General features: G+C 65.0%; 9 protein-coding genes. 5 read left to right on the forward strand and 4 right to left on the reverse strand.

From position 1 onward, the window contains the following. The first annotated feature begins 119 nt into the window (after nucleotides 1-119). Both H4V95_RS18200 and H4V95_RS02995 read left to right on the forward strand, forming a co-directional pair. The gene (locus tag H4V95_RS18200) at nucleotides 120-3,509 is read left to right on the forward strand and encodes a response regulator (RefSeq protein ID WP_312883929.1); all 3,390 of its coding nucleotides are present in this window, start codon (nucleotides 120-122) and stop codon (nucleotides 3,507-3,509) included. Next, nucleotides 3,506-4,423 carry a diguanylate cyclase gene (locus H4V95_RS02995; RefSeq protein WP_209728685.1) on the forward strand — a complete coding sequence of 306 codons (918 nt, stop codon included), beginning with the start codon at nucleotides 3,506-3,508 and terminating at the stop codon, nucleotides 4,421-4,423. The genes H4V95_RS18200 and H4V95_RS02995 overlap by 4 nt, the downstream gene beginning before the upstream one ends. Before the next feature lie 30 nt (nucleotides 4,424-4,453). Here the strand turns inward: H4V95_RS02995 and H4V95_RS03000 are convergent, their stop codons facing one another. The 3 genes from H4V95_RS03000 to betT are packed head-to-tail and all read right to left on the reverse strand — an operon-like array spanning nucleotide 4,454 to nucleotide 9,680. After that, on the reverse strand, nucleotides 4,454-6,052 hold the full coding sequence (locus tag H4V95_RS03000; RefSeq protein ID WP_312883930.1) for a GMC oxidoreductase: 1,599 nt from the start codon (nucleotides 6,050-6,052) through the stop codon (nucleotides 4,454-4,456). Nucleotides 6,053-6,054: 2 nt separating this feature from the next. After that, nucleotides 6,055-7,542: an aldehyde dehydrogenase family protein gene (locus H4V95_RS03005; protein ID WP_209728687.1), complete on the reverse strand. Its 1,488-nt coding sequence runs from the start codon at nucleotides 7,540-7,542 to the stop codon at nucleotides 6,055-6,057. After that, complete coding sequence (betT, locus tag H4V95_RS03010; protein WP_245345546.1) at nucleotides 7,539-9,680, reverse strand: choline BCCT transporter BetT; 2,142 nt, start codon at nucleotides 9,678-9,680, stop codon at nucleotides 7,539-7,541. The genes H4V95_RS03005 and betT overlap by 4 nt, the downstream gene beginning before the upstream one ends. A 189-nt stretch (nucleotides 9,681-9,869) precedes the next feature. Between betT and H4V95_RS03015 the strand changes: the two genes are divergently transcribed. Together H4V95_RS03015 and clpB are read left to right on the forward strand one after the other, a co-directional pair. Next, nucleotides 9,870-10,868, forward strand: coding sequence for an aldo/keto reductase (locus tag H4V95_RS03015; protein ID WP_209728689.1), 999 nt, complete (start codon nucleotides 9,870-9,872; stop codon nucleotides 10,866-10,868). Nucleotides 10,869-11,015: 147 nt separating this feature from the next. Continuing rightward, the gene (gene clpB, locus H4V95_RS03020; RefSeq protein ID WP_209728691.1) at nucleotides 11,016-13,610 is read left to right on the forward strand and encodes an ATP-dependent chaperone ClpB; all 2,595 of its coding nucleotides are present in this window, start codon (nucleotides 11,016-11,018) and stop codon (nucleotides 13,608-13,610) included. 28 nt (nucleotides 13,611-13,638) lie between these two features. Here clpB and H4V95_RS03025 read toward each other — a convergent pair whose 3' ends face one another. Beyond that, nucleotides 13,639-15,258, reverse strand: a complete 1,620-nt coding sequence (locus tag H4V95_RS03025; RefSeq protein ID WP_209728694.1) for a septum formation family protein — start codon at nucleotides 15,256-15,258, stop codon at nucleotides 13,639-13,641. A 287-nt stretch (nucleotides 15,259-15,545) separates the two neighbouring features. Here H4V95_RS03025 and H4V95_RS03030 point away from each other — a divergent pair, with 287 nt between their 5' ends. After that, nucleotides 15,546-15,785: a DUF3073 domain-containing protein gene (locus tag H4V95_RS03030; RefSeq protein ID WP_196865426.1), complete on the forward strand. Its 240-nt coding sequence runs from the start codon at nucleotides 15,546-15,548 to the stop codon at nucleotides 15,783-15,785. Nucleotides 15,786-15,827: the final 42 nt, after the last annotated feature.

Here is a 15,827-nt window from a genome sequence, read left to right on the forward strand (position 1 = left end):
GTTCCTAGACCGCGGGACGTTAGAGTAGCAGGAGGTTATAGAGGCACGACGGCGCAGTGACGGATCCCCTGGTGGGGGAGCGCTCGGTACGTCGCTACTGAGCCGCCGAAAGGATCCATGTGAATACTCTCGCAGTTGCACCGAGGGTTTCATCCATGCGCTGGCGGAGTGGACTCTGGTGGCTCGCTGGCGGTGCTCTGGCGCTGGTCATGGTGATCGGTTACTACCTGACGGTGAACAGTGGCACACCGATGGCCCAGAGCATCGGGAACATCAGCCTTCTGGCGTTCAGCCTCGCCGCCGCCATCAGCTGCGCCGCGGGTGCCCGGCGCGATAAGGACTCGGCTAAGGCATGGTGGGTGCTGGCAACGGCAATGCTCGCCTGGTTTGGCGGGATGCTGGCATGGACCTACTTCGGAATCACCCGCGATCACCTCTATCCCTTCCCCTCGATTGCTGACCTCGGATTCATTGGTTATGCCGTGCCAGCCACTGCCGCACTATTCCTGTTTCCTCGGCCGTCAGCAACCCTTGTGTCCCGCCTCCACACCCTGCTCGACGGCGGAGTGATCGCCGCAACTGTGCTGTTTATCAGCTGGGCGACGGTTCTTGGACCCGCTTATCGATCCTCCGAGCAGGCATTCATCGGGCAACTTACCGGCACCTCGTACCCGGTGGTCGATGTGATCATCATTTCCCTGGTGCTCGTGCTGGGCATCCGACGCCCGGTGGGTGACCGGCTGCGCTGGTTCTGTATGGGGGGTGGACTGCTTGTCCTCGCCGTTACCGACAGCGTCTACGTCCGCCTGGTCTTTGAGGGCGCGACAGGGTCCACCGGTTCCCCGCTCGCCATCGGCTGGATGCTCGCCTTCGGGCTCATCGCCCTCGCGCCGTTTGTACCGCGCAGCACGCGAGTGGAGGGCGATCGCCACCGGTATGCGGTGGCGCTGGAACTGGTGCCCTACGTCCCGGTGGTTGTGGCGATCATGGTGTCGGGCTACATCACTGTCGGCACCTACCCAGTCCAGCTCGGCATTGGGTTGGTGGCACTGGTGCTACTGGTGGTCCGCCAGGTTTTGATCGTCATCGAGAATGTGACCCTTACCCGCGGACTGGCTGACCAGGTGGCGGCGCGCACGGCGGAGCTCGAGGGGCTCGGTGCGATCGTCACCTCGTCCTCGGACGCGATCTTCGGTTACACCCCGGACGGCAAGATTGTCAGCTGGAACCCCGGAGCGGAACGGATCTTCGGGTACCCGGCGGCTGACACGATCGGCCGGGACAAAGATTTCTTCGTGCCGGCGTCGGCACGAGCAGACAATGAGGCCGCGCAGGCTCTCGTGGCCGCAAGCGGGGAGGGTCATAGTTTCGAAACGGAACGTTTGCGCAGCAACGGATCAGTCGTGCAGGTCTCGATGACTATCTCCCCGGTGTTCACCGATGGGGTGATGCGTGGGATGGCAACCATTGCCCAGGACATCAGCGATCGGCGCGCTGCGGAGACCGAGCTGCGCAACGCGAGGGAGGCGGCACTGGAGGCGACCCGCCTGAAGTCGGAATTCCTGGCAACCATGAGTCACGAGATCCGCACCCCGATGAACGGGGTGATCGGATTGACGGGATTGCTGCTGGACACCCCGCTGGATTCCACCCAGCGGCAGTACGCCCAGGGGGTCAAGGGTGCCGGAGAGTCGCTGCTGCTGCTGATCAATGACATCCTCGACTTCTCGAAACTCGAAGCCGGCCGGATCAACCTGGAGATGGAGTCCTTCGACCCGCGCAACCTCATCGACGAAGTGGCTGGCCTCCTCGCGGAGGGTGCACGACGGAAGAATTTGGAGCTGATTGCCTACTGCCTTCCCGAGGTGCCCCAGCATCTGGTCGGAGACGCCGGGCGGATCCGTCAGGTGCTCCTGAATCTGCTCTCGAACGCGGTAAAGTTCACGGCGGCCGGAGAGATCGCCATCCGGGTGCACCCGGTGGATGTCGCCGATACCCACGGCGGCGACCACCGGTCGATGATCCGCTTCGAGGTGCAGGACACGGGCATCGGAGTAGAGGTAACTGACCACGAGAGATTGTTCGAATCTTTCGCGCAGGCTGATGCGTCGACCACCCGCAGGTACGGTGGAACCGGATTGGGACTGGCGATCTCCCGGCGCCTGACTGAGGCGATGGGCGGGACCATCGGGGTTGCAAGCACCCCCGGTGCAGGCAGCACCTTCTGGTTCACCCTGCCACTCGCTGGGTCGAAGAGCATGACGGCACCGGAATCCAACCTGCTCGACGAGCTACGGGTGCTGGTGGTCGACGACAACGCGACCAACCGGCTGGTGCTGGAATCGCAGCTGGGGTCCTGGCGGATGAACACTGCAGCTGTTGAGACCGGTGACGTCGCAATTGAGCGACTCCTTGCCGCAGCCGACGCGGGAGAACCTTTCGACATAGCTGTGCTCGACATGTGTATGCCGGATATCAACGGGATCGACCTGGCTGAGGCGATCAACAGCCACCCCGAGCTGGCAGCTACCCGGTTGATCCTCCTCACTTCCAACGGGCATATTGACCGCGACCGGCTTGCCGCTGCCGGGGTGTCTGAATGGTTGACCAAACCGGTCCGGAGCTCGGCGCTCTACGACCGCCTGATGCACCTGATGACTGCAACCGACGCCGAACCGGCGCCGGAGACTGTCCGCTCCCGCACCGTCCAGCTGCAGGATGCCCAGTACGGTTCGGATGCCCGCATCCTGGTGGTCGAGGACAACGCGGTCAACCAGCTGGTCGCCGAATCGATGCTGCTGAAGCTGGGATATCGGGTGGACCTGGTCGGAGATGGCACCGAAGCGGTCAAGGCCACGTCCCACGAGACCTACGCGGCCGTGCTGATGGACTGTCACATGCCGGTGATGGATGGGTTCGAAGCCACCCGCGCCATCAGGGGTCGAGGAGGAGCCCATCTGCCAATCATCGCCATGACCGCTGGAGCACTGAGCGAGGACCGTGAACGATGCCGCGCCGCAGGGATGGACGATTACCTCGCCAAGCCGGTAGACATCACCCGGCTCCAGACCACCCTGCTCCGGTGGGTGGGCACCCCCGCCGTCGCCCCCGCCGTCACGACAGCGCCGACGCCCGCGGCCGACGTCGTACACGCCGAACCCCGGGAGGTCGTGGACCCCGCCCGGCTGGAGGTGCTCCGTGGGCTGGGCGCCGATGATGGGTGGGGTGTGCTGCCCGCTGCAGCCGCCGCGTTCCTCGGCGCTGTTCCCGGCGATCTCGCGGAGCTCCGCGAGGCGCTCGAGCGAGGCACAGGATTGGGCGACGCCGCGCACAAGCTCCGGGGGGCAGCCGCAAATATCGGTGCTGACGGCGTAGCCGCGCTGTGCGCGGAGCTCGAGGACGCCTCACGCGGCGGTAGCGGGGTGCACCCGGAAAAGCTGACAGAGCTGGAAGCGGAACTGGAACTGGTATCCGTTGCGCTCGCCGAATCAGTGGTGGGAGCACCGTGAAGGTACTGGTCGTGGACGATGATCCGGGTTCGCTGATGGTCGCGAAAGCGGTGGTGGAACATGCCGGCTACGAGTGCCTCTCGGCGGCCGACGGGGACACCGCGTGGGAGCTGTTCCAGCTGCATCAACCGGAGGTCGTGGTTACCGACTGGGTGATGCCAGGCATGAATGGCCTGGAGCTGTGTGAGTCGATCCGAAGGGTCGCCGAGGACTCCTACACCTACCTCGTCTTGCTCACCTCCTTCGGCTCGCAGGACGACGTGCTCGCCGGGATGGAGGCCGGCGCCGATGATTACGTCACCAAGCCGTTGGACCCCTTCACCCTGCGCACCCGGCTCCTGGTGGCACGCCGGGTGACTGCCCTGCACGCGCAACTCGGAAAGTACCGGCAGGAGCTCACCCGGCAGGCGCGAACCGATCCTCTCACCCATCTGGACAACAGGCTGAAACTCACCGAGGACCTGGATTTGCTGCATGGCCGTAGCCAGCGCTACGGCGGTCGTTACTCCCTGGCGTTGTGCGACGTTGACTACTTCAAGAGCTTCAATGACCTGCAGGGTCACCCGGCTGGCGATAATGCCCTGAAATTGGTCGCCAAGACCCTGGCCGCGCTGGCACGGGACACAGACGGTGTCTACCGCTTCGGCGGCGAGGAGTTTTTGCTGATCCTGCCTGACCAGGGAGCAGCCGACGCGGAGGCCGCGGTAGACCGAATCCGCTCCGGTATTGAATCACTGGGTATCGTGCACGCGGGCAACCCCCGCCAGGTGCTCACGATCAGCGCTGGCATCTCAACCTTCACCGCTGACCATCCAGTCGGCAGCGGGCAATTACTCAAAGAAGCCGATGACGCCCTGTACTCGGCCAAAGCCGCAGGCCGGAACCGGGTTGTGAGTTTCGTCCGGGCCGGATAGAGAAACCCGGCCCGGACGAACCCCTCGTGCCTAGGTGGCCCAGGTCTGTTTGATCAGATCAGCGCAGCGCTCACCGATCATCATGATGGTGATGTTGGGGTTCACTGTGGTCAGCTCGGGCATCACCGACGCGTCAGCCACCCGCAGACCCGTCACGCCTTTCACCCGCAGCTGGGGGTCCAACGGCGACAGGTCGTCGCTGGGCGCCCCCATCCGCACCGTGCCGGCCGGGTGATAAACCGTGTTGTGGGTCCTGCGGATGTAGTCGGTGATCTCCTCGTCCGTCTGCACGTCCTGGCCGGGATAGAGCTCGCGGCCGGCCCATTCCGCCATGGCCGGCTGGGCGACAATCTCCCGTGCCTTCCTGATTCCCGCAATCATGACCCGCATGTCATGGGGGTCGGTGAAGTAGCGCGGATCCACCATCGGCTTGTCCCGATAGTCCCGGCTGCGCAGCCGTACCGTCCCGCGCGACCGCGCGTGAGTGACGTTGGGAGTCAGGCAGAACCCGTTATCGGTGGTGGGATACCCCTGCCGCAGCGTATGCATGTCGAAGGGCACGGACCCGTAGTGGAACATCAGGTCAGGCCGGTCCAGGCCTTCCTCGGTGGTGGTGAAGATCCCGATCTCCCACCACTGCGTCGATGTCTCGGGCATTGGCTGCTTGGCTTCCCACTGGATGACACCCTCCGGGTGGTCCTGCAGGTGTTCACCGACGCCCGGGGAATCCACCCGAACGTCGATGCCATGCGTTGTCAGGTGCTCGGCGGGGCCGATACCGGAGAGCATGAGCAGTTTCGGTGAGTCAATGGCCCCAGCCGACAGGATCACCTCCGACCGCGCGGTGAGGGAATGAGTGCGTCCAAAGGAGGCATCGACGACGTCGACGCCGGTGCACCGGTTGTCCGCGTCGAACGTCAGTTCACGCGCCCGGAGGTCGGTGAGCAGGGTGAAGTTGGACCGGTCAATGATCGGGTGGACGTAGGACACCGAGGACGACGCGCGGGTGCCGTCGGCCTGGCGGTTGATCTGGAAGAAGCTGGCACCGTTGATCACCGTCGCCCCGGTGTTGAAGTGGACCCGCGGGATGCCCGCCTGTTCACAGGCGTCAAGCAGTGCTTTGCCCGAGGGGTCCGACGCCGGAATGTTCATCAGGTGCACGGGGCCCGAATCGCCGTGGTGCGGAGCATCCGGGCCGGCGTCCTCGTTGGTTTCCAGGCGCTGGTACAGCGCGTAAGCGGTATCGGCGTTCCACCCCTCCGCGCCGAACTTCGCTTCCCACTCGTCGATGTCCTCCCGCGGCGCCCAGAAGGCGATACAGGAGTTGTGGCTGGAGCAGCCGCCCATCACCTTGGCGCGGGCATGGCGCATGAAGGAGTTACCGTTCTCCTGCGGTTCGATGGGGTAGTCCCAGTCGTAGCCCGACTCGAGGAGTTCCATCCACCGGTCGAGGCGGAGGATCTGGTCCACGCCGCGGTCGTCCGGCCCGGCTTCAACCAGGGCTACCTCCACGGCAGGGTCCTCGCTGAGGCGTGCTGCGACGGCGGCGCCCGCGGAGCCGCCGCCCACCACGATGTAGTCGAAGTCGGTCCTCTCGATCTGGTCAGTCACTGTTATTGGATCAGACACGGTTACTGCTCCTCTTCACGGTCCGCAAACCAGCCGGTGACCTGCGGATCGATGTTGTGGTAAATGTGCTTGGCCTCCTGGTATTCGGACAGGCCTGTCGGCCCCAGCTCGCGCCCCACGCCTGACTGCCCGAACCCGCCCCACTCGGCCTGCGGCAGGTAGGGGTGGAAGTCGTTGATCCAGATGGTGCCGTGGCGCAGCCGCCGGGCAACCCGCTGGGACTTCCCGGCGTCCTGGCTCCAGACCGCGCCGGCGAGACCGTAGTGGGTGTCGTTGCCGATCGCCACTGCCTCGTCTTCCCCGCTAAACGTCTCGACGGTGACCACCGGTCCGAATGCCTCGTCGACCACGACCGACATGCCCCGTTCCACCTGGTCGAGCACGGTGGGTGTGTAGTAGAAACCCTGTTCCAGGTCGCCGGTGCCCCAGGTGCCGCCGCAGCGCAGGCGTGCCCCCTCAGCGACTCCCTTCTCCACGTAGGCGGTCACCTTGTCGCGGTGCGCCGCCGAGATCAGTGGGCCGGTTTCGGCGTCCTCATCGAAGGGTCCCCCCAACCGGATCAGCTGTGCGCGCCGCACCAGTTCATCGGTGAAGCGTTCGGCGATGGATTCCTCGACGATCAGTCGGGCCCCGGCAGAGCAGACCTGACCGGAGTGTACAAACGCTGCGTTGAGCGCGTTGTCCACCGCGGCGTCGAAATCGGCGTCGGCGAAGACAATGTTGGGATTCTTTCCACCCAACTCCAGCGCCACCTTCTTGACGGTGGCCGACGCTGCGGCGGCAATCCTCTTCCCGGTTTCGAGGCCGCCCGTGAAGGAGACCAGATCGACGTCGACGTGCTCGGACAGTGGTGCGCCGACGGTCGCCCCGGCGCCGAGCACCAGGTTCGCTACCCCCTTCGGCAACCCCAGCTCGTCCAGTACCTCCATCATGAGGATGCACGTGTGCGGGGTGAGCTCGCTGGGCTTCAGCACGAAGGTGCAGCCGGCCGCCAGAGCCGGGGCGATCTTCCAGGCCGACTGGAGGAGCGGATAGTTCCAGGGCGAGATCAGCCCACACACGCCGACCGGCTCGTATTCAATCCGGCTCACCACGGAGGCGGTACCGGGGTCGACGAGCCGTCCCTGGTTCTGGCCAGCGAGCTTCCCGAAGTAGGTGAAGCAGCCGATGATGTCATCCATGTCGATTTCGCTTTCGACCAGGCGCTTGCCGGTGTCAAGCGTTTCGGCACGGGCAAACTCGGCCTTGCGTTCCTGCAGGCGGGCGGCGACCTTCAGCAGGAAGTCCCCGCGTTCAGGAGCTGGCACGGCGGCCCATTCGCCGCCGTCGAACGCCCGTCGTGCGGCGGCGATGGCGGCCACGGCGTCGTCGGCGGTCCCCTCCGAGACGGTCCCCACTGCGGTGCCGTCGGCGGGGCAGCGGATCTCCCGGGTGCCGCCGTCGGACGCCGGCACCCAGTGGCCATCAATGAACAGTGTTGCGGTACTCATGAGCGCTCCTCAGGGGTGGTGAAGTCGGCTTCCCAGTTGTCGGATGCCAAATGGTCGTCGGTGATCGCCGTAGTTCCTGGCGTTGCACGGTTGCTGTGCAGGAATTCAAGGTGCGTCTCGTAGTGGTCCAGCACGTCGGTGATGACCTGCTCTCTGGTGTATCCGAGCAGGTCATACCCGTTGCTGCCCTCGAGGGAGAAGACCTCCATCCGGTAGTACTTGTCGGTGGTGGAGGCGCTCTTCAACGCGTACGACGGAGTGTCGTACTGCACGGGGTACACCTGGTATTTGAACGCGCGTTCGCTGCCCAGGTTGACCGTCAGGTCCACGTGGCCAACCCCACCCGGGCCGGCGCTTCCGGAGGTCAACGTCACGTCGGCACCCTGGGCGGCCAGTTCGTCGTGGACTTCCTGGAGTGCGGGCCGCGCAACCTCGTCGATGAACCGCTGCGCCTGTTTACGTCCAGGGTAGGTCAGGACATGGGCGAGCCGCTGACGCCAGGTGCGTCCGCCGCGGGCCTCGGAACCTGACCGGCTGGAGATGATGCCGGGCAGGGACGACCGGTAGCTGTCCATCCGGGAGCCTTCCACCCGCAGCGCCTTGTACAGCCCGTACATGATGAACAGCAGCAGGATGGAGAGTGGCAGCCCCATCACCACCGTGGCGTTCTGCAGTGTCAGGACCCCGCCGACCGAGAGCATGGCCAGGGTGAGAGCGCCGGTGACCACCGCCCAGAACACCCGGAGCCACTTGGGCCCGTCGGAGTTGGCGTCCTTGAGGTGGGAAGTGAAGTTGGCCATTACCAGGGCGCCGGAGTCGGCACTGGTGACGTAGAAGAGCAGGCCGGTGAAGGTGGCAATCGCGATGATCAGGGGGGCCAATGGATACTGCTCCAACAGTCCGTAGAAGGCCCGCTCCGGGGAGTTCATGCCCACCTCGCCGAACTCGGCGTTGCCGCCCATGACAATGTCGAGGGCGCTGTTACCGAAGATCGAGATCCACAGCACGATGAAGGTGAAGGGCACGATCATGACGCCCAGGACGAACTGCCTGATGGTGCGGCCGCGGGAAATACGTGCCAGGAAGAGCCCCACGAAGGGGGCCCAGGCGATCCACCAGGCCCAGAAGAACAGCGTCCACCAGCTCAACCATTCGTCGGGCCGGTCATAGGCGAAGGTGTCCATGGTCATGCCGGGGAACTGGCTGAGGACGTCGCCCGTGTTCTGAATGATCCCGTCGAGCAGGAAACTGGTCTTGCCAGCGATCAGGATGAAGAGCATGAGCGCGCCGGCCAGCAGGACGTTCAGCTCGGACAGCCGTCTGATGCCCTTCTCAACACCCGACACGGTCGAGACGACTGCCATGACGACGGCGACGGTGATGAGGCCGATCTGGACCGCGAGGTTCTCCGGCAAACCGAACATGAGGGTGAGCCCGTAGTTGAGCTGTACGACGCCGATGCCCAGGGAGGTGGCGATGCCGAAGATGGTTCCCAGGAGTGCAGCGATATCCACTGTGTGCCCGATAGGCCCCTCGACCTTCTTGCCGAGGATGGGGTACAGCGCTGAACGGATGCTCAGGGGCAGGTTGTGGCGGTAGGCGAAGAAGCCGAGGGCAAGGCCCATCAGGGCATAGAGAGCCCAACCGGTAATCCCGTAGTGGAAGAGGGTCCAAACCATCGCCTGGCGGGCGGCCTCGACAGTCTCGCCGGCGCCCTGCGGAGGCGCAAGATACTGGGTAATGGGCTCAGCCACCGAGAAGAACATCAGATCGATGCCGATGCCGGCGGCAAACAGCATCGAAGCCCAGGTGAACATGCTGAATTGTGGCTTGGAGTGGTCCGGTCCAAGCCTGACTTTCCCTACCCGGGAGAGCGCCGCGACCAGGACAAAAATGACCACGAGGGTGACAATCAGGAAGTAATACCAGCCCATGTTGACTGAGACCCACGTGACCAGGGTGCCGATGACCGCTTCAGCGTTGCCCGGGGCGATGATGGCCCAGGCGGTGATAGCCAGAATGCCGACGGCCGAGCCGATAAAGACCGTCTTGTTGACTCTGGTTCGTGGCAAGGGGTTTGGTTCTGCACTCGGCTCGCCGGGGGAGTCCGGCCGATTCTTGATCGATTGACTCATCATTCGCCTCACAGTTGTTTGGTGCCGCGCCTCAGCTGCCTTGAAGTTAAGTGGACGGTTATAGGTATGGCGGGCTTATCTACGCTATCAAGCGTGCTCCTGCACCCCAAGTGGGGTTTTCGCTCAACTGCGATTGTGACCAATCTGCAACTCGCTCTTGTTTCCCCCGAGGCAAGGGCTAAGGGTGGGATCATGACTATCTCCCGGATTGAACTTGCCCCCGGCTTCTCCGTTAGTGCCCAAGGCTTCGGCGGTATGGCGCTCACCGACGTCTACGGTGGGTTGCCCAGTGACGAGGCGCTGGCGACCCTGAACCACGCGGTGGATATCGGGGTGACACTGATCGACACGGCAGACGTGTATGGGGCTGGCAGCAACGAGGAACTGATTGCCCGGTTGCTTCGGCATCGGCGGGGCGAGGTGGAGTTGGCGACCAAGTTCGGGATCATCGGCAGCCCCGCACAGGGCTATTCGGGGGTCCGCGGTGACGCCGCCTACGTCCGCGAAGCCGCCGAGGCGAGCCTCAGGAGGCTTGGTACCGAGGTGATCGACTTGTATTACCTGCACCGGAGGGACATCAGCGTGCCCCTGGAGGAAACGGTGGGAGCAATGGCGGACCTGGTGGCGGCGGGTAAGGTGCGCCATCTGGGACTGTCCGAGGTGACCGCCGACGAGCTGCAGGCGGCGTGCGCGGTTCATCCCATCGCTGCCGTTCAGAGTGAGTGGTCCATCTGGAGCCGGGATGTGGAGGCCGCCGTGGTCCCGGCGGCGGCGCGGCTGGGTGTGGGGTTCGTCCCGTACTCGCCGCTGGGTCGGGGCTTCCTGACCGGCACTGTTCAGGCGGCCTCGCTGGGTGACGGGGACTTCCGCCACCGGGTGCCCCGCTTCGACGCCGAAGCCATGGCAGCCAACGCGGCAGTTGTCGAGGCAATTCAGGGCGTTGCTGCCGACGCCGGTGCCACTGCGGCGCAGGTGGCATTAGCCTGGCTGGCTGCACAGGGCCAGCGGTTCGGATTGCCAGTGGTCCCCATCCCCGGCACCCGGAAGCCACAGCGGATCGATGAGAACGCCGACGCCACCGCAGTGGTACTCACCGAGGCCCACCTTGATGTGCTGGCTGGTGCGGCCGCCCAGGTGGTGGGAGACCGCAGCGCCGACCGGGGCTGGGTTTCGCAGGGAAGAGAGGCTTAGGGCCCTACCCCTGTCCCGGCTGGGGTGCTCTACTGAACCGGGTGTGGTGCTGGTTTGCTCTCAGCGAACCAGCTGCAGGACCACAACCGCGGCGGAGTTGAGCGAGGTACACTCAACTTAAGGTCTAGCTGTTCGAAAGGTTGAGTCATGGACGCCAAGTTCACCACCAAAAGCCAGGAAGCCCTGTCCGCCGCGGCAATGAATGCTTCGACAGCGGGAAATCCCCAGGTCGAGCCAGCGCACCTGCTGAAGGCCCTGATGGATCAGCGCGAGGGCGTAGCAGTGGCCCTGCTCAAGGCCTCGGGGGCGGATCCCGACGCCGTCAGCGTCCGTGCGAGCGCTGCGATCAAGGCCCTGCCGTCGTCGTCGGGCTCAACCACGGCGCAGGCACAGTTCTCTCGTGACATCCTGCAGGCCATCAAAGCCGCCCAGCAGGAGGCCGAAGGACTGGGTGACAGCTTCGTTTCCACCGAGCATCTGCTTTTGGGCATGGCGGCAGGCGTCGGGCCGACGGCCACGATTCTGCAGGGGGCCGGGGCAAGCAGGGAAGCCCTCGCGGCCGCACTGCCGGGCATCCGCGGCGACCGGCGGGTGACCACCCCAGACCCGGAGAACACCTTCCAGGCGCTGGCGAAGTTCGGCGTGGACCTCACCGAGGTGGCCCGGTCCGGGAAGCTTGACCCCGTAATTGGGCGGGACAGCGAGATTCGGCGGGTGATCCAGGTATTGTCACGTCGCACCAAGAACAACCCGGTGCTGATCGGCGAGCCCGGTGTCGGCAAGACCGCCGTGGTGGAAGGACTGGCCCAGCGGATCGTCGCCGGGGACGTCCCCGAATCACTGCGGGACAAGACGCTGATCAGTCTCGACCTGGGATCGATGATCGCCGGCGCCAAGTACCGGGGCGAATTTGAGGAACGGCTGAAGGCTGTCCTGGAGGAGATCAAGTCTGCCAATGGCCAGGTGGTGACGTTCATCGATGAGCTCCACACGGTGGTGGGGGCAGGGGCTTCCGAGGGGTCAATGGATGCGGGCAACATGCTCAAGCCGATGCTCGCCCGCGGTGAGCTCCGGCTGATCGGTGCCACCACGCTCGACGAGTATCGCAAGAACGTCGAAAAGGACGCAGCCCTGGAGCGCAGGTTCCAGCAGGTCTACGTCGGTGAGCCCAGCGTCGAGGACACCATCGGCATTCTCCGCGGCCTCAAGGAACGCTACGAGGCGCACCACAAGGTGACCATCGCCGATTCCGCGCTGGTGGCGGCGGCCACACTGTCCAACCGGTACATCTCCGGGCGCAAGCTCCCGGACAAGGCGATCGACCTGGTGGATGAGGCTGCCTCCCGGCTGCGGATGGAGATCGATTCTGCCCCGGAGGAGATCGACCAGCTGCGACGCTCGGTGGACCGCCTGACCATGGAGGAGCTGGCGCTCGCGGGCGAGAACGACGACGCCTCCCAGGACCGGCTGCATGCCCTGCGAGCCGACATGGCCGATCAAAAGGAAAAACTCGCCGCACTCAACGCCCGCTGGGAGGCGGAGAAGGCCGGCCTGAACCGGATGGGCGACCTCAAGGCGGCGCTCGAAGACCTTCGCTCACAGGCCGAGCGTGCCCAGCGCGACGGCGACCTGGAACATGCCTCGCGGCTGCTCTACGGGGAGATACCTGCGCTGCAGCGGGAGTTCGACGCGGCGCAGGAGGCCGAGCCGGAAGACACGCCGCTGCCCATGGTTGCCGAGGATGTGACCGCCGCTGACATTGCCGAGGTGATCTCCGCCTGGACCGGCATTCCTGCCGGGCGCATGCTCCAGGGGGAGAGCCAGAAGCTTCTGCATATGGAACAGGTCATCGGTTCACGGCTGATCGGGCAGACCAAGGCCGTATCCACCGTCTCGGACGCTGTCCGACGTGCCCGCGCGGGCATCTCCGACCCTGATCGTCCCACCGGATCCTTTCTCTTTCTGGGTCCCACCGGCGTCGGAAAGACCGAACTCGCGAAGGCGCTCGCCGACTTCCTGTTCGACGATGAACACGCAATGGTCCGGATCGACATGTCCGAGTATTCCGAGAAGCACTCCGTCTCCCGGTTGGTGGGTGCCCCTCCCGGCTATGTCGGCTACGAGGAGGGCGGTCAGCTCACTGAAGCTGTGCGCCGCCGCCCCTACAGCGTGCTGCTGCTCGACGAGGTGGAGAAGGCCCACCCGGAGGTCTTCGACATTCTCCTGCAAGTGCTCGACGACGGCCGGCTCACCGATGGGCAGGGCCGGACGGTCGACTTCCGGAATGTCATTCTGGTGCTGACGTCGAACCTCGGCTCCCAGTTCCTCGTTGATCCAGCGCTGTCGGACTCGGCGAAACGCGACGCCGTGATGGCTGTCGTGAACGCGAGCTTCAAACCCGAGTTCCTGAACCGGTTGGATGATGTGGTCCTCTTCGATGCGCTGAGCCTTGAGGAGCTGTCCCGCATCGTCGACCTGCAGGTCCAATCGCTAGCCTCCCGGCTCCACGAGCGCCGTCTCAACCTCTCGGTGACCGATGCCGCCCGTGAATGGCTGGCGCTGACCGGATTCGATCCCGCCTATGGTGCGCGGCCGCTGCGTCGCCTGGTTCAGCGGGAAATCGGGGACCGGCTGGCCCGCGGTATCCTCGAGGGGAGCATCAACGACGGTGACACGGTGCTGGTGGATCGCGCCAGCGACGGGGAGGGGCTCAACGTCGCCGCCGCCGAGGTTTCGGTGTAAAAAGTGCTGGGGTGGCTGGCGTCTCCGATTATTCGTTGATCAGTGTGTCGCTGATGATGTTGCCCTCGCTGCTGGTCACCACGCAGTCCACCCGGCGGTCGCCCTCGGACCAGGACCCCTGGCGCGGGGTCACGCGGAGGAGCTCAAGGCTTTCGTAGCGGGCGGCGGTGCCTTCATCCAGGTCGACGCCGTCGCACACCTCCTGCGCGCGGAGTGCCAGCGCGTCATCGCCAGGGAACGCATCGCCCTCGGCGTAGAACGCTGTGGCCAGGAGTTGGGCGTTGTGCGGGGTTGAGCAGGTGACCACCGTGGACTCGCTGTTGATATCCACGAAGTCCCGCAGGCACTGGCCCTCCTCGATGTCGAGAGGCAGCACGTTCTCGGCGATGATGCCGTCGGCTCCGGGGGTGCCGTTGACCACTGGCTCCCGGTCAGGAGTGGCTGTGAGCCCGCCGATCAGGGCGATCAGTCCCCAGATCAGCAGGCCGAGCGCCAGCAGGCCGAGCAGGGCACCACCGATGAGGAGGTTGCGGTTGCGAGGGCTCTTGCCGGGGTCCTGCCGTCCCTCACCACGGGCGGGGTGGGCGCCAGCCGCCGGGAGGCCGTAGGGGCCCCCGGATGGAACAGCGCCGGACTGTGCTTTTTTGGACGGTGCAGCGCCGGACTGTGCTTTTTTGGACGGTGCAGCGCCGGACTGTGCTTTTTCGGACGGTGCAGCGCCGGGGTTGGCATGAGCGGTGCCAACGACGACGGCGGGGGGAGCGCCGGGCGCAGCGGAATCGGCGTCGGGGGAATCCGGGGTGGTTCCCATCTGGGTGCCGTGCTCAGTCTGGTCGAAGAGTTCGTCCCATCGCTGTTCATCTGTTGCGGCGGGGGTCCACCGTGGCGCCTCACCGTCGGCGGCGAAGCTCGGAAGGGAGCGAGTGGTGTCGTTGCTGTCCAGAGGGCCACCGAACGGGTTTGCGTTCTCACCTACAGAAGCATCACCCACAGCAGGAGCATCGGCAACCGGAGCAGCAGCGTCGGGCGCTGCAATGTCGGAACCTGGGCCGCGGGATTCTGGAGCTCCGGATTCTGGAGCGTCGGAGTCTGGCGCCCCGTTCGCATCCTCAGCGGAACCGTCAATGGCAGCTTCGGCCGGGCGAGTGGCGGAGGTGCCGTCGACCTCTGGCGTTCCCCGTGTGGTGCTTGCAGCAGCGTCGGCGTCAGGGGTTTCGCCCGCAGCGGCGGGAACCTCCGCAGTGGTATCACCGGCTGCTCCGCCGGCAGGAGCAGTGCCTGCTGGTGCCGCCTGGGACGCCGGGTCGGAGGCGGGAACGGTTCCCGCGACGAGCGCCCCGGCATCGAGCGCTTCCTGCTCGACCCTGCGGGCCTCGGCCGCAGTCTCCTCCAGTGATGCGGCGCGTGCCGTGTCCTCGCTGATTCTCGCCGGGTTCAGGGATGGTTCGACGAGGTGCAGGTCGTCGGCGGAGACTGACAATTCTGGTTCAACGGTTTCGGGGGATACCTCGGCGTCGGCAAGCTCGACGGCATCCGCATCCACCAGCTGGGGTTCGTCCACGTGAAACGGGTCAACCTGCGGTGGCTGCGTGTCGTTGTGGTCCGGCTCAGCTTCGGAGTCCCGAGGAGTGTGCTCCTGATCGCTCATGGTGTCCCGCCCTGCCTTCGATGTTCTCTCGCGTCCGCCCAGATTATCGGCTCCATAAGTACGACTTTAGCCAAGTTTTGCCTGCGTCACGCGGGGGCCGGAGATTCCAGTTCCGGCGTCGTGGTTAGCGCGATTTACGGGTGGCCGCGGCGGCGCACGCGGCGGTCGCGAAAGCATGTAATCTATAGGTACGACAAACTGACCAAATACTCCGGGGCCTCGCTGCAGCCTTGGGCCGATAGGGCCCCAGTGACCACCTCCGGATCGACGCAAAAGGGGGTCACGCCATGGGGCGCGGCCGTCAAAAGGCAAAAGCTACCAAGCAGGCTCGGGACATGAAGTATTTCAGTCCCGCAACTGACTACACGGCACTGCAGCGAGAGCTCACAGGCCCGGGCGAGCGAGCCTCCAAACGTTCGGCGGATCCGATGGAGCCGGTCGAACCAGATTACTCGGCTTACGCGGACAAGTACGCTGATGTGGTCGATGATGACGAGGATGACGGCGGATCACGCCGCACCGGTTAATCTCCTTCAAAAAAGTGGGGTACCTGCAAAATAGCCGTCAGC

The organism is Arthrobacter sp. CAN_C5 (assembly GCF_017875735.1).
Taxonomy (GTDB): Bacteria; Actinomycetota; Actinomycetes; order Actinomycetales; family Micrococcaceae; genus Arthrobacter_D.

What these genes read in the sequence shown, in the direction of transcription:
- clpB (WP_209728691.1), top strand. Translation starts at nt 11,016, where the DNA reads ATGGACGCCAAGTTCACCACCAAAAGCCAGGAAGCCCTGTCCGCCGCG.
- betT (WP_245345546.1), bottom strand. Translation starts at nt 9,680, where the DNA reads ATGATGAGTCAATCGATCAAGAATCGGCCGGACTCCCCCGGCGAGCCG.
- H4V95_RS03005 (WP_209728687.1), bottom strand. Translation starts at nt 7,542, where the DNA reads ATGAGTACCGCAACACTGTTCATTGATGGCCACTGGGTGCCGGCGTCC.
- H4V95_RS03025 (WP_209728694.1), bottom strand. Translation starts at nt 15,258, where the DNA reads ATGAGCGATCAGGAGCACACTCCTCGGGACTCCGAAGCTGAGCCGGAC.
- H4V95_RS03015 (WP_209728689.1), top strand. Translation starts at nt 9,870, where the DNA reads ATGACTATCTCCCGGATTGAACTTGCCCCCGGCTTCTCCGTTAGTGCC.
- H4V95_RS03030 (WP_196865426.1), top strand. Translation starts at nt 15,546, where the DNA reads ATGGGGCGCGGCCGTCAAAAGGCAAAAGCTACCAAGCAGGCTCGGGAC.